This is a genomic window from Gordoniibacillus kamchatkensis (assembly GCF_000829455.1).
Lineage (GTDB): Bacteria > Bacillota > Bacilli > Paenibacillales > NBRC-103111 > Gordoniibacillus > Gordoniibacillus kamchatkensis.
On the sequence record NZ_JXAK01000100.1, the window covers coordinates 1 to 13,985 of the forward strand.

Annotated in this window: 11 protein-coding genes, 3 pseudogenes and 1 riboswitch; of the genes and pseudogenes, 9 read left to right on the plus strand and 5 right to left on the minus strand. The window is 57.7% G+C overall.

Annotated features, from left to right (window positions below; all coding sequences use genetic code 11):
• The 5 genes and pseudogenes from SD70_RS40585 to SD70_RS34320 form a co-directional block, all read left to right on the plus strand.
• Positions 1-228, plus strand: a pseudogene (locus SD70_RS40585) (hypothetical protein); the annotation flags it as partial.
• 869 nt (positions 229-1,097) lie between these two features.
• Positions 1,098-1,520, plus strand: a complete 423-nt coding sequence (locus SD70_RS31045) for an Lrp/AsnC family transcriptional regulator (RefSeq protein ID WP_041052441.1) — start codon at positions 1,098-1,100, stop codon at positions 1,518-1,520.
• 122 nt (positions 1,521-1,642) lie between these two features.
• Complete coding sequence (locus SD70_RS31050) at positions 1,643-2,413, plus strand: MBL fold metallo-hydrolase (protein WP_041052442.1); 771 nt, start codon at positions 1,643-1,645, stop codon at positions 2,411-2,413.
• Between the two features lie 31 nt (positions 2,414-2,444).
• Positions 2,445-3,371 carry a DMT family transporter gene (locus SD70_RS31055; protein ID WP_041052443.1) on the plus strand — a complete coding sequence of 309 codons (927 nt, stop codon included), beginning with the start codon at positions 2,445-2,447 and terminating at the stop codon, positions 3,369-3,371.
• Between the two features lie 383 nt (positions 3,372-3,754).
• Positions 3,755-3,843, plus strand: a riboswitch (cyclic di-GMP riboswitch).
• 105 nt (positions 3,844-3,948) lie between these two features.
• On the plus strand, positions 3,949-4,956 hold the full coding sequence (locus SD70_RS34320) for an HD-GYP domain-containing protein (RefSeq protein WP_052488089.1): 1,008 nt from the start codon (positions 3,949-3,951) through the stop codon (positions 4,954-4,956).
• A 346-nt stretch (positions 4,957-5,302) separates the two neighbouring features.
• Here the strand turns inward: SD70_RS34320 and SD70_RS31065 are convergent, their stop codons facing one another.
• The 5 genes and pseudogenes from SD70_RS31065 to SD70_RS31085 all read right to left on the minus strand — a co-directional run bounded on the left by SD70_RS31065 (position 5,303) and on the right by SD70_RS31085 (position 9,785).
• On the minus strand, positions 5,303-5,758 hold the full coding sequence (locus SD70_RS31065) for a GNAT family N-acetyltransferase (protein ID WP_041052452.1): 456 nt from the start codon (positions 5,756-5,758) through the stop codon (positions 5,303-5,305).
• A gap of 247 nt (positions 5,759-6,005) precedes the next feature.
• A pseudogene (locus tag SD70_RS31070) lies at positions 6,006-6,808 on the minus strand (pirin family protein).
• Between the two features lie 25 nt (positions 6,809-6,833).
• On the minus strand, positions 6,834-7,298 hold the full coding sequence (locus SD70_RS31075) for a MarR family winged helix-turn-helix transcriptional regulator (protein WP_041052444.1): 465 nt from the start codon (positions 7,296-7,298) through the stop codon (positions 6,834-6,836).
• A gap of 187 nt (positions 7,299-7,485) precedes the next feature.
• Positions 7,486-8,181 (minus strand): response regulator, encoded by a 696-nt coding sequence (locus SD70_RS31080; RefSeq protein ID WP_041052445.1) that lies wholly within the window; start codon positions 8,179-8,181, stop codon positions 7,486-7,488.
• Positions 8,178-9,785: an ATP-binding protein gene (locus SD70_RS31085; RefSeq protein WP_052488090.1), complete on the minus strand. Its 1,608-nt coding sequence runs from the start codon at positions 9,783-9,785 to the stop codon at positions 8,178-8,180. Before SD70_RS31085 ends, SD70_RS31080 begins: the two co-directional genes overlap by 4 nt.
• Positions 9,786-10,011: 226 nt before the next feature.
• On the opposite strand from SD70_RS31085, the gene SD70_RS31090 reads away from it, so the two are divergent.
• From SD70_RS31090 to SD70_RS31105, 4 genes and pseudogenes are all read left to right on the plus strand, one after another.
• Positions 10,012-10,854 carry an ABC transporter ATP-binding protein gene (locus SD70_RS31090; protein WP_052488091.1) on the plus strand — a complete coding sequence of 281 codons (843 nt, stop codon included), beginning with the start codon at positions 10,012-10,014 and terminating at the stop codon, positions 10,852-10,854.
• 127 nt (positions 10,855-10,981) lie between these two features.
• Positions 10,982-11,685 (plus strand): annotated as a pseudogene (locus tag SD70_RS31095) (ABC transporter permease).
• Between the two features lie 46 nt (positions 11,686-11,731).
• Complete coding sequence (locus SD70_RS31100; RefSeq protein ID WP_041052447.1) at positions 11,732-12,832, plus strand: ABC transporter substrate-binding protein; 1,101 nt, start codon at positions 11,732-11,734, stop codon at positions 12,830-12,832.
• Positions 12,833-13,149: 317 nt separating this feature from the next.
• Positions 13,150-13,985 (plus strand): efflux RND transporter permease subunit (locus SD70_RS31105; protein WP_041052449.1); only part of this gene is annotated, 836 nt, incomplete at its 3' end.

The following is a 13,985-nucleotide window of genomic DNA, read 5'->3' on the forward strand; positions in this document are numbered from 1 at the left end:
TTGTTCGTCGCCGCGGAGTTCGGGCTCGTGCGCGTCCGCCACTCCCGCCTGCAGCAGCTGGCCGAGGAAGGCAATCCGCGCGCCAAATTCGCGCTGTCCAAACGCCGCGCAGACGATATGCTACGAATAGGAACACGGTATCGATTTTGGGGCTTGTTCACGATCATGCAGCCTGACCGGCAGCTAACTCCCGGTCAGGTTGCAATGATCCTAGCCGGACAACGATGACACGTCCTAGCTGGCATTGGCCGGCAGTATCAAGTTATGCAGTCAGTCAAGTAGCAATCATCTGATCCGGATAAATCAAATTGGCCGGTTGTCCGTTCACACGCTCGATTGCAAGCAATCATAAAGGAACTACGTTCCGCTATTTCCGCGAAAAAGCGGAACGGCTTCAAATTAACGGATCTGTGTTCCGCTATTTCCTCGAAAATAGGACCATATTCGCCCTTTCCTATCATTTTGCGGGTCAATAACGGAACGCTGTTCCTCTAATTTCGGGAAATAACGGGAAATGCCGCGAATAGCGGAACGCCGTTCCGCTAAGAATTTGCGTCACAGAATCCGGAGCTGCCTGCGGAAACCTGCACCGGGAGCGGCTAGCCAACACCTACGCCGTGTGCGGCTACTGACCACGCCGGGTGCAACCCGCATTCACCTACACCGGTGCGGCCAGCAGCCCCTACACTTGGAGCGACCACCGACCACCTCCACCGGGTGCGGGATGCAACTTTCCGCAATGCGGCCCATGTCCCGATCCGCGTCCCACTTCCCGACCTAAGCGCAATTGCTCAGACCGTCCGCAGACTGCGCGCTAACCGTCTGCAACCGTCCGGCCGGGCGCACTATTACCGCCACACTCCAAGGAGGGAGCCACAATTGAACTGCACACTGGCGCATAGAGCGACCCTCACCCTACAACTCCAACCTCGACTCGCCTTGCCGCATCAGCGTCCCCGCAAAACGAGAAGCGGCGAGCACCAACGCCGGCATCGGCTCTGCCGAGAAGCCGCTCCGTAGCGCCGCTCTCGCTGCGCGGGATCAAGGTCCGCTCGCAGCGCTCTTACCGATTCTCAAGCCGAACGAGGTGTAGCCTGATGCAGTACGAACTGGATCCTACCGACATAGCGATACTTCGCTTGCTGCAAAGCAACGCCCGCCTGCAGTGGCGCGAGATCGGCGAGCAGGTGCATCTGACGGGACAAGCGGTCGGCGTCCGCATTCGCCGGCTCGAGGAGCTGGGCGCCATCCGCGGTTATACGGTGCTCACGGACGAAGCCAAGTTGGGCAAACCGATCACCGCGATCGTTACCATTTTGATGAAAACGAATCTGCACGCCGAGTTCCAGCGCTTTCTCCGCGAAGAAGAGACGGTGCGCGAGGCGCATCGCATCAGCGGCGACGGCTGCTACTCACTAAAGGCGCTGGCGGCGGACAACGACGAGCTGAACCGGCTGCTCGACCGCATCCTCGAGTTTGCGAATTACCGCGTGCAGCTGTCGATTCAGCAGGTGAAGTAGGTCTGCCTTTGCGGGCTTGCGGAACATTTTCACGGTGAAAAAGCATTCGGCCGATCCGTTTCGCGGCGATCGCGCACTCTCCTTTACAATGAACCCAACACATCGCAGAGGAGAGTTGTACGATGCAAATTCGTTTGATTCGACACGCTACGCTGCAAATCCGCTTTGCGGGCAAGACGCTGCTCGTCGATCCGATGCTCAGTCCCGCCAGCACGATGACGCCGGTGCCCGGCGTGCCGGACGCGCGCCAGAATCCTGTCGCGGACTTGCCTGTGCCGGTAGAGCAGCTGCTGCAGCCGGACGCCGTGCTGCTGACACACCGCCATAGGGATCACTGGGATGCAGCGGCGGCGGAGCTGCTTAACAAAGATATTCCGGTGCTGTGCCAGCCGCGGGACAAGGCGGCGATCGCAGAGCAGGGCTTCCGCAGGCTGCTGCCGGTCAGGTCGAGCGTCGAATGGGCGGGCATCCGCATCCGCCGGACCGGAGGCCGGCACGGCCGCGGCGCGCTCGGACGCAGCCTGGGCCCGGTATCGGGCTTCGTACTGGAAGCGGAAGGGGAGCCTACGCTGTATATCGCGGGAGACACGGTATGGTGCGCGGACGTGCGCAAGGCGCTGGAGCGGCATCAGCCACACGTTGCCGTGCTGTTTGCCGGCGCGGCGCGTTTCGCTGAGGGCAGCCCGGTGACGATGGCGGAGCGGGATATCGCCGAAGTGTGCTGGGCCGTGCCGGAGATGCAGGTGGTCGTAACGCATATGGAAGCATGGAACCATTGCCGCCTGACGCGGCAAGAGCTGAGGCAGTATGTGCGCGGGCACGGCTTGGCGCGGCAGGTGGCAGTTCCGGAAGACGGGGAGACGCTGGAATTTCGGGATACGGCAGAAGCTTAACCAAAAGACATCAGAGGGGACGATGACCATCATGAACAAAAACGGTTCGCTTCTCGGCGTCCTGCTCACTATAGCATCCGCCGCCGGATTCGGCGTAATGGGCATTATTGCGAAGCTCGCCTATGCGCAAGGCGTGACAGTCGGCACGCTGCTCGCGTACCGTTTCGCCATCGCCGCCGCACTGTTCTGGGCCTGGATCGCCCTGTCTCGCCGCGCCGCGGCACCGCTGCGCTGGCGGGAACGGATCGCACTGTGGATCATGGGCACCTTAGGCTACGCAGTAATGGCTTCGCTCATGTTCACTTCGTTCTCGCTCATGTCGGCCTCGCTCGCGGAAATGCTGTTCTACTCCTATCCGACGCTCGTCTGTTTGCTGATGTGGGCTGTGGATAAGGAACCGCTTACCGGCCGCAAGGCAGAGGCGCTGATAGGCGGCTTCGCCGGCCTGCTGCTAGTGCTGCAAAGCCCCGCCGGGCTCGTTACCGCTTCCGGCATCGCCTGCGCTCTCGCGGCGGCCGCCGTTTACGCCGTGTTTATTACGTACAGCAATCGGCTCGTGAAGCACGTCTCTCCGCTCGTCAGCTCAGCCCACATCTCCTCTTCGGCCGCCGTAGCGCTCGCCGTCTACGCCGCGCTGCAGGGCGATCTGCACGTCGTGCGCGGGGCGCCGGCCTGGGGAGCTATTCTCGGCGTAGCCGTGTTGTCGACGTTCGTCGCCATCCTGTTTTTCTTCGAAGGGGTGAAGCGGATCGGTTCGACGCGGGCGTCTATGTTGAGCACGATGGAGCCGGTCGTCACGCTCGCCTGCAGCGCGGCGCTGTTCCACGAGCGGCTTCGTCCGCTGCAATGGCTCGGCATAGCCGTCGTGCTGCTTAGCCTTATGGCGATGGAGGTTCGCGGGACGATACGACGCGCAAGCCGGAAGGTACGCGGGACGGTTAAAGAGTCCGCAATATGACAACCGGCTAGCCATAGTCGGTTGCCGGTCTCAACGGCAGCTGGCATCGCCATTCTTAACGTCTACCAATAGAAAAGAAAAGGCGTTCCCACTCCAATCTTATGTCCCAGTCCGATAGTTATCATTACGGGCGCTCCTAAGCCGGTATGATGATGATTTTTTCAGTATATAATGACAAAGTCAAAACGATATCTGCGTTTGCCGGAAAAATGATGTAAACATAAAACAACAAAAAGCGAGGCCCTGCGGCTTGCAATCCGAAGGGTTGCTTGCTTTGTTTTCGACTGTAAATTTTAATCTATTAGAACCAAATAGTCCCTAAGACCTATTTCAACATTTCTCTATAATTGATAATTTTACAGTAAAAGACAAGTTGATATTTCGTACGAAAACGGCAAACCCATTGAAAAGTGGAGACGCAAAGCTATAGGGGCTAATGTGGATAAGTACACGATGCCAGCCAGTTGCCGAATACGACGGAGGGCCTCCGTCTATTCATTTTATTTATGAATGGACTGGAGGTTTTTTGTGCTCCTTGCGTATGATCCGATAAGATACAGGAAAGGTTGGGTGTTTCTTGAAAGTCGTTTACAAGAGTGCGTTCATTTTGCTTTCGATCTTGCTTTCCTATGCGCTTGTTTATTGGACAGGCGGGACAAGCCAGGTTTATGTTCATGTTTTCTACGTGCCCATCATACTCGCGGCAAGATACTTTCGCACGGGAGGAGCGTTGATTTTCGGGCTGCTCAGCGGCATCGCAAGCGGTCCGTTTATGCCGTTGTATGTAGCGGAGCGCATTCCCCAAAGTTTCAGCAACTGGTCGATCCGTGTACTCGTCTTTGTTATCTTTGCCTTATTTATGTCCTTTTTGTTTAAAAAATTAAAAGATGAAATGACAACTATTCTCCAGCAAAACGAAAAATTAAATCAGCAAAATCAGGATATCGAACAAAAAAACAAGCAGATCGAAGAACAAAAGAATATCATCCTGGCGCAAAAAGAGGAGATTCAGCAGTTGGGCACGGAAATTCTTTTGTGCCTGGCGGAAGCGATTGAGGTCAGGGACCCTTTTACCAGCGGGCATTGCCGGAGGGTAGGGGAGTTAGCGTACGAAGTCGGACGGCGGTTGAATTTGGGCGAACAGGAACTTCTCAATCTGCAGTGGTCCGGAATTATCCATGATGTAGGAAAAATCGGAATACCTGAGCAAGTATTGTCAAAACAAGGGGAACTATCTTCGTTTGAACACGAAATTGTCAAACAGCATCCGATGATAGGAGCTCAAATTCTCAAAGCGACCCGTTATGCGGAGAAAGTCATCGACGGCGTTTTGCACCATCATGAGCGGCTGGATGGTTCAGGATTCCCGGAAGGATTAACAGGCGATAAGCTGGGACTGCAGGCGAAAATAATCGCGATCTGCGATGTATGGGACGCCTTAACCGCCAAGCATCGGGGAGACATGGATCAAGAAACGGCCCGCACGACGCTGGAACAAGGCAGAGGCAAACTGTTCGATTCCGAAATATTGGATGTCTTTTTTGACGTTGTCCGGGTGCCGGTTGCGAGCAAGGCTTGGTCATGAAATCACGATATTTCGCGGCTGTCTTGGAATCCTCAAAATGTATGGCTTCCCGGACTTCCAACTCGCTTTCCTGCATGTTCTTACGCGGAACTCCAACGGCATTTCTAGAAGTTAGTTGAGCGAGGCTGCCGATCAATACTCGGAAGCCTCGTTAAAAAGGGAACCTAATCCAGTCAATCAAAACCGCGAATTGTTCTAACCCCGTCTTTTCCGGGGCGATTGCACCGCGTCTTCATCGGGATGGGATGCGCGTGCAGATGAGGGTAATCGCGCTTCATGCCGATGCGAATCCGCATTGTGGCACAGGAAAATCAACAAAAGGAGCAGCCGCGGCTGCTCCAACAACTCACACTTCCTTCGTCATAAATACGCTGTTCGGATCTTCGATGTAATCCGCAAACGGCTCGCAATACGCAAAGCCAAAGCTTTCATACAGCCTTCTGGCCGGCTCGAAAGCGGCCATGGAGCCCGTCTCCAGGCTGAGCCGCTTATAGCCGCGCCGCTTGGCTTCATCGACGATATGCTGAAGCATCTGCCTGGCGACGCCCTTCCTCAAGTGGCCCGAAGCCGTTCGCATCGACTTGACCTCTCCGTGCCGGCCGTCAAGCTCCTTCAGCGCCCCGCAGCCGACGAGTTCACCTTGTTCCCATGCGCTCCAGAACGTAATTTCCGGCTTCTTCAACTTCTCGATGTCGAGGGCATGTACACTTTCCGGCGGAGAATGAAGAAACATGCTCTGCAAATGTTCCCTGATCAATGCCGTCACTTCGGGTCCAGTCAAATCATCCACTCTAATATCCAGAACCATCACTCCTCCATACCGGCCTAATATCTCTATTTTCCACGAGACAACCTCACTAAGCAACCGCCGGCATAAAAAAAACGAAGCCGGCCCCGCGCAATAGCGCCGGCCGGCTTCTTTCACTTGGGCTGATTCCGCTACTAGGCATTAAAATGCAGGAGTAACGGCGATACGTATGCGGGCTTCTCACAGCCGGCTTTACACCGGTAGACGCTCGCGTCTAAATGGACGCGTAAGCCGTTCATCCTCACTTGCGGTATAACGGGTAGTTCACGCGCGCCGGCACTTCGATCAGGATCAGCCGCAGCTCGGCGTCATCCTGCGCGGTGAAAGCCGCTTCCGGCGACCCCTCCGGCTCCAGCACGAGAAAATCTTTATGCCCGAACGCCGTAACCGTAGCCGCCGCCTGTACGGGAGACTTGTCCGCGTCCGACCCCCCGCCTGCGCCCACCGTACCGCCGCCGCGGATTGCGAGCGCCGTCAGCGTGTAGTCTTTGCGCAGCGGCTGCACGTAGGTACGCCCCGGCTTGACGGTGACGTCCCACATCCGGGCGTCGACGACGATGCTGACCGGTGACCCGTCGCCGATCACCGTCTTGACGACAGCCGCATCGGTCGTAACGGACGGGAACTCCTCATGCTCGTACTGACGGTACGTCGGCGGCCGCTTGACCGCTTCGCTCAAATGCGGCTCGAACCAAATTTGAAAACCTTCCATGTCGGGCCGACGAACCCTTCCTCATGGTTAACGCCGCTGCCGGTTTGCATCACTTGCGCCCCGCCGGGCCCGACGACGCTGCGGGTGCCGAGCGAGTCGCCGTGCTCCGCCTTGCCGTTTACGACATACGTCATAATCTCAAACGCCTGGTGCGGGTGCGAAGGAATGTAGCCTTCTTGCTCAGCGAATGCCCACGCCCAGTAAAACAGCGGCCCGACCCGCGATACCGCCGAGCCTTCGCGCGGGAAGCCGATCGGCTTCTGCTCCGTAATTTTCCCGCCGTCGAATGCGCCTGTCGCTTGCTGCTCCGGTCCATATATACGAATGTTCATATTAATTCGCCTCCTGTATTATTGATCACGTTAAATGTTTGGCGCTCTGCTGCGCAGCGAGACCCAGTTTCTTCAACAGCACGATCGCCTGCTGCCGCTCCTCCGGCGACAGCCCTTCTACTGCCGCCTCCACAGCCAGCTCATGCTGCGGAAACTTGCTCTCCATAAAGCTGCGCCCTTCATCCGTCACGTCGGCATAAATGACGCGCCGGTCGTCCGGCGACGCGCGGCGGGCGACGAGGCCTTTGCGCTCCAGCTTGTCGACGACGTACGTAATGTTGCCGCTGGAAATCAAAATTTTTTCGCCGATTTGCTGCAGCGGCTGCGGGCCTTTGTGGTATAAAAACTCCAGCACCCCGAACTCGGTCGGGTTCAATCCGGATTTGCGGATATCGTGATGGGCGTGCGCGCTGACCCACTGGCACGCTCGCGACAGCACCACGTACAGATGCATAGCGTCGCCGCCGGAGTGGCTCTTCGGTTCGCTCATGCGGAACACCTCTTAAAAGTTATTTTCTTAATTTAAAGATATTATACTTGAAGGCATTTGTCAAGCGGCGGGACAGTCCGGGCGTGGGTCGTATCCAGACCGGCCCCCTTAGCCCTGCACAGGCCTGAATCAACCGCTGCGGCCTGGTTGGTAGGGCGAGCCGAGCCGGGCATGGACGGGATAGCCCCTAACCGTGCGCCAGCCTGAACAGCCGCTGCGGACGCCCGACGGTCCCGTATTGCTGCAGCTCCTCGGCGACTCCTTCTTCGACGAGATAGACCAGGTAGTTGCGCACCGTCGAACGGCTCACGCCGGCGAGCGCGGAAATTTGTTCGGCGCTCAGGAACTCCCGTTGCTGCTCCAGACAGCGCTTGATTTTGTCCAGCGTGCGGGCGTCGATGCCTTTCTGCAAATGGTCGGGCGCGGACGCGGCCGACGGGGAGCGCAGCTTTTTCAAGTTGTTGACGATGCTCTGGTCGACTTCTTTCGCCGCGGTCAGCTTCGTCTGAAATTGGGCGTACTTCTCCAGCGTTTCCTTGAACAGCTTGAGGTCGAACGGTTTGATCAAGTAGTCGAATATGCCCAGCCGGAACCCTTCTTCTACGGTAGCCGTCTCCTTCGCGGCGGTAATGAGGATAACGTCGCATTTCAAATTTCGGCTGCGAAGCGTGCGCAGCAGCTCGATGCCGGAGCGGTCGGGCAAGTACACGTCCAGCACGACCAGATCAGGCGTCAGCTCCTCGATGCCGGCAAGCGCCTGCTCATAGTTGTGCCCGGTCCCGACCCAGGTGAAGCACGGTTCGGCGTCCACGAGCTTCCCGTGCATTTTTGCAATCATAAAATCGTCATCGACGACGAATACCCGCAGTTTTCGTTCAGTCACCCTTGTTCCCCTCCTGCCTGCAGCGGCAAGCTCGCCGTCAGCGTCGTTCCGGATTCCGAAGAGGTCAGCCTGAGCTTGCCTCCTACGTTGCCGATCAGCTTCGAGAGCAGCGCGAGCCCCAGCCCGCGTCCTTCCCCCTTCGTCGTAACCCCGTCTTCAAAAATGCGACCGCCCAGCGCCGGATCGACCCCCGGCCCCGTATCCGCAACGCTGAGCACGAGCTCTTCCGCTTCTTCTTTCAGCAGGACGCTGACGGCCGGAGGCGAACTTCCTTCCAGCCGCGGCGCCCCCTGGATCGCTTCGAAGGCGTTTTCGATAGCGTTGCCGAGAAAAGTGACGATGATCTCCCGGTGCGGGCAGACGGGCGGCACCGAGGAGGCGGCGTCTACGTGCAGCGCGATGCCGAGCTCCTTGGCGCGATGCATTTTGCCGACCAAAATACCGACGATGGCCGGATCCTTCAAGTTCGCCAGGAAAAAATCGAGCGTGTGCTGCACGTCTTCGTTCACCACTTCGATAATATCTTTGGCCGTATCGTACTCTTTCATTTGAATCAAGCCCGAAATGAGATGCAGCTTGTTCATGAACTCATGCCGCTGGCTGCGCAGCGTATCGACGTATTGGCCGATGTCGGCCAGCTTTTCGTCGATTTGGTCGAGCTGCAGCTTGTCGCGGAACGTGGACACGGCCCCGATCACTTTCCCTTTCAGCCGGACGGGCACGCGGTTGGCAACGACGAGATGGTTGCCGATGATCATTTGCTCGTCCTTATGCGGCTCGCCGCGCTCGAGCACTTCCGGCAGACGGGAGTTCGGCAGCACGAAACGGATGTTTTTGCCGATGACGTCCCCCGCCTCCATATTTAAAATTTTCAGCGCTTCCCGGTTGCACGTCATGATCTTTCCGCCGTCGTTCACAGCGATGATCCCTTCCCGGATCGATTCGAGGATGGCGGATTGTTTTTCGGTAAGAAAGGCGATTTCCCACGGCTCCATGCCCAGCGTCTGTTTCTTGATATGTCCCGACAGCAGGTACGCTCCGGCCAGCCCGAACAGCAGCGCGGCCAGCGCGATGAGAACGACTTCGCCGAGAAACTCGTTGATCTGTTTCCAAATCGCGCCTTCAAGGAAGCCGACGGAAACGATGCCGATCTGGCGGTGGTTCGCGTCCCAGATCGGGCTTTTGCCGCGAATGGCCAGCCCCAGCGTCCCTGTCGCTTCCGTGATGCTGTCCTGCCCTTTCAGCACAAGGTCGTTATCTTCGCCGACCATCCGGCCCCCCAGCTGTTCGGGGTTCGGATGGCTGTAGCGGATCAGGTTCATGTTGCCTACGACAATATATTCTGCGCCGGTGCGAATGCGGATTTGCTCGGCGAGCGGCTGAATGGCGACGGAAGGATCGGGAGTGCCGAACGCCTCGACGATGGCCGGCATGCCGGCTACCGTCTGGGCCAGCATCAGCGCGCGTTCCCCGGTTTCAGCGAATTTGCGCTGAATGATCAGATAGGCGAACGAAGAGCAGGTCAACAGCAGTACGAATCCGATGTTCAAGAAGACGAGCCAGTTGATTTTCGTGCGCAGCTTCATGTTATGAATGAAAGTCATAAGCTCACCCTTCTGAAAGCGGTTGCGGTTTATTACGATTCTACATGCCGCAGCCCGGTAAAGTAAATGACAACAGGCTTCCAGCACCGTTAACAATATTGTCAAAATCGTTTTTATCGGTATTTATTCGACTAATAGCCAAAAACTGTTCGTGAAAGCGATTACGCCGTATACTTCGCATTGTAAGCGCCATCAAATTACGGTTAACAGCAAGGAGGAACCCGCTATGTCAAAGCAATCGCTCGAGTGGGAGGCACCCGGCGCAGCGGTTCAGCCCATGATCGAGCTTAAAGGGGTTACGAAGGAATTCGTCAAGCCGTCGGGCGAGCTGCACACCGTGCTGCACGGCATCAACCTGCAGGTCGGCAAGGGCGAGTTTTGCTCGATTGTCGGCCCGACGGGCTGCGGCAAGTCGACGACGCTCAGTCTGATCGCCGGCTTCGAGCCTGCCACGAAAGGGGAAGTGCGCATTCAGGGAGAGCCGCTCAGCGGCATCAATTCGCAAGCGGTGTGCATGTTCCAGACGGAAAACGCGTTCCCGTGGAAAACGGTCATCGACAACGTGTCGCTCGGACTGCGGCTCAAAGGCGTGAAAAAATCGGAAGCTTACGACGAAGCGAGAGGCTGGATTCAGCGCGTCGGCCTGAAAGGCTTCGAAAACCATTATCCGCATCAGCTGTCCGGCGGCATGCGCAAACGGGTCGGGCTGGCGCAATGTCTCATCGTGCAGCCGAAAATTTTGCTCATGGACGAGTCGTTCTCCGCACTGGACGTTCACACGCGCCACTTGATGGAGAACGAGCTGCTCAAAATTTGGAGCGAGACCGGGGCGTCCGTCGTCTTCATCACCCACGACCTCGAGGAAGCGATCGCTCTCAGCGACCGGGTCGTCGTCCTCAGCGCCGGACCCGGTTCTTCGGTCAAAGGCAATTACCGCATCGAGCTGGAGCGCCCGCGCAACGTGGCGGAAATTCGCTTCGACCCCGCCTTCATGCGGATTCACGAACAAATTTGGAACGATCTAAGAGACGAGGTGATGATCAGCTATGTCCATGCCGCTAACCACTGACAGCAATTTGCATAGCGAGGTGCTGGAGCGCAAGCAGGAAATGCGCCGCAGGGCGATGCGCATCCGAGCGCGCAACTTGACGCTTCAGGCGCTCGTGTTCGTGCTGATTTTCGGCTCGTGGCAGCTGATGGCCGACTACGGCATCATCGACAAGTTTTTCTTTTCCACTCCGATTGACATCATCAAGCATATTTACGAATGGTTCACCGAGGGTACGAGCCAAGGGCCGCTTTACACGCACTTTATCGTCACTTTCGAGGAGACGTTCCTGTCGTTCATCATCGGCGTCATTCTTGGCGTCATCGGCGGTTTCGCACTCGGGCGCAACGAGATTTTGTCCGTCGTGCTCGGCCCTTACATTCAAATGCTCAACGCGCTGCCGCGGGTCGTGCTCGCTCCGATTTTCATTTTGTGGCTCGGGCTCGGCATGCCTTCCAAAGTGGCGCTGGGCGTAACGCTTACGTTCTTCGTCGTGTTTTTCAACGCGTTCCAAGGAGTGCGCGAGGTCGACCGCAACTTGATCAACAACGCCCGGCTGCTCGGCGCCAGCAAAAGCCAGCTTGCCCGGCACGTCATCATACCGTCGGCGCTCACCTGGATTTGTCCAGCCTCCATTCCAGCTTCGGCTTCGCCCTCGTCGGCGCCGTCGTCGGCGAGTTCATCGGCGCGACCAAAGGTCTCGGCTTCCTGATCGCTCAGGCGCAAGGCGCATTCGATACGACTGGCGTGTTCGCCGGCATGGTGCTGCTGTCGGTAACGGCGCTGCTCGCCAACTGGGCGGTCGTCAAGCTGGAGAAGCGGTTCGTCGGCTGGCGCCGGGAGAAGCATTGACCGTTTAGCGGCAATACTACACTTCATCATAAAAGGGGATACGACGATGAAAAAATGGATGAAACCAGCAGGCATCACGACCGCTTCCGTTCTCGCCGTCAGCATGCTCGCCGCAGGCTGCGGCAAGCAGGACAACCAGACAGCCGGCTCTGCCGCGGCACCGGCTCCGGCCGCCGGCGGCTCCAATCAAGCGGCTGCGACAAAGCCGTCCGGCCCGCCGCAAAAAGTGAAAATTATGGTCGGCGGCCTGGAGAAAATCATTTATTTGCCGGCAAAGCTGACCGAGTCGCTCGGCTACTTCAAGGACGAGGGCCTTGACGTGGAGCTGACGAGCGAAGCGGCCGGCCAAAACGCCGAGGAAGCGCTCGTCGCCGGCCAGATCGACGCTACCGTCGGTTTCTACGACCATACGATCGACCTGCAGTCCAAAGGCAAGTTCCTCGAGTCCGTCGTCCAGTTCGAAGGCGTGCCCGGCGAGACGCTCGTCGTCTCGAACAAGCTGAAAGACAGCGTGAAGACGCTGGCCGATCTGAAAGGCAAAAACATCGGCGTCACCGGACTCGGATCGTCCACCAACTTCCTGGCGAACTATCTCGTCACCAAGGGCGGCAATACGTCCAAAGATTATGTGCCGCTGGCCGTCGGCTCCGGCAATACGCTGATTGCGGCGATGCAGCAAGGGAAAGTGGATCTGGCGGTCACGACAGAGCCGACCGTCTCGATGCTCAAGGCGAAAGGCATCGCCTCCACGTTCGTCGACATGCTGTCGATTGAAGGTACGAAGCAGGCGCTCGGCGGCACGTACCCGGCGGCTTGCCTCTATATGAGAAACGATTACGTGAAAGGGCATCCTGACATTACGCAAAAGCTTGCCAACGCTTTCGTCAAAACGCTTCAGTACATCAACACCCATTCGGCGGAAGAGATCGCGGACAAAATGCCGAAGGAGTACTACGCCGGAGATAAAGATATGTACGTCACGGCGCTGAAAGCCAGCTTGCCGAGCTTTACGAAGGACGGCAAAATGCCGGCCGACGGCCCGGCGAAGGTGCTCGACGTGCTGACCACGTTCAACCCGAAGCTGAAGGACGCGAAGATCGACCTTTCCCAGACGTACACGACGCAGTTCGTCGATAAAGTGAAGTAACCACGGTCCCGCGGCGCCCGTTTGCCGGGCTAGGGAACCAGAATAAAGCGAATCCGCCCCAAGAGGGGCGGGTTTTTTGTTGCCTCAAAGTGCACGGTGGCCCTATTGCCCGGTGGGGGAGCATCCGACGGCGTTAAGTCCGTTTCATTTGAGCCGCTGCGGCGGCAATAACTCGTTATTGGCAGTCTTCTAAAGGGAACGGCTGGTCTCTCGCAGGGAGTTCCGTTTTCCGGTCCTTGCATCGGTCATGCATCACTTTGGTACCGGCAGGAAAAAATAAGCAACCGGACCCATCAACCGAACGGAGGCTGCACCCGATGCGCAGTTTGATCCGCTTCTCGCTGCACAACAAATTTGCCGTCCTTATTCTCACCTTAATCGTCGCTGCCGGCGGTATGTACGCAGGCATGCAAATGAGGGAGGAGACGATCCCGAATCTCGACGTTCCGATTTTGACCGTTACGACCGTCATTCCCGGCACCGCTCCGCAGGCAGTCGCCGATCAGGTGACGATTCCGCTCGAGCAGCGCATCAAGGCGTTGCCCGACGTCGATCAATTGAACTCCACCTCGCAGGAAAATGTCTCCTCAATCGTGGTCCAATACCGGTACGGCCAAGACATGGCCAAAGCGAAGGCCGACTTGCAGGAGGCCGTTTCCTCCGTCAAATTGCCGCAGGAAGCGCAGCCAGCCAAAATTTCCGCGGTCAGCCTGAACGATTTTCCGGTCGTAACGCTCAGCATGTCCGGGGATAACGTTTCGCTAGCCGATATGACGAGGCTTGTCGAGACGGATTTGCGTCCGGCCTTGGAAAGCATTCCGGGGGTCGGCACGGTGACAATATCCGGTCAGCAGCTGCAAGAAGTGCAAGTCCGGCCGGACGCCGCCAAGCTTCGCGCGTATGGTCTCAGCGCCGACACCGTGCGCAGCGCCATTCAGAGCGGAGCCGTCACCGTGCCGCTTGGGCTGTTCGAGATCGACGCCACCGAGAAAACGATCGTTCTCGACGGCGGCGTGCACACGCTCGAGCAGTTGCGCAGCCTTGCGATCCCGCTCTCTGCAGGCGGGAGTCGCGGGAGCAGGTTCCGTGCCGGGTGCGGCTGGTGGCGCGGTAGGTGCAGGGTCTGCGGCGGGTGCGGCTGGAGGCTCGGGAG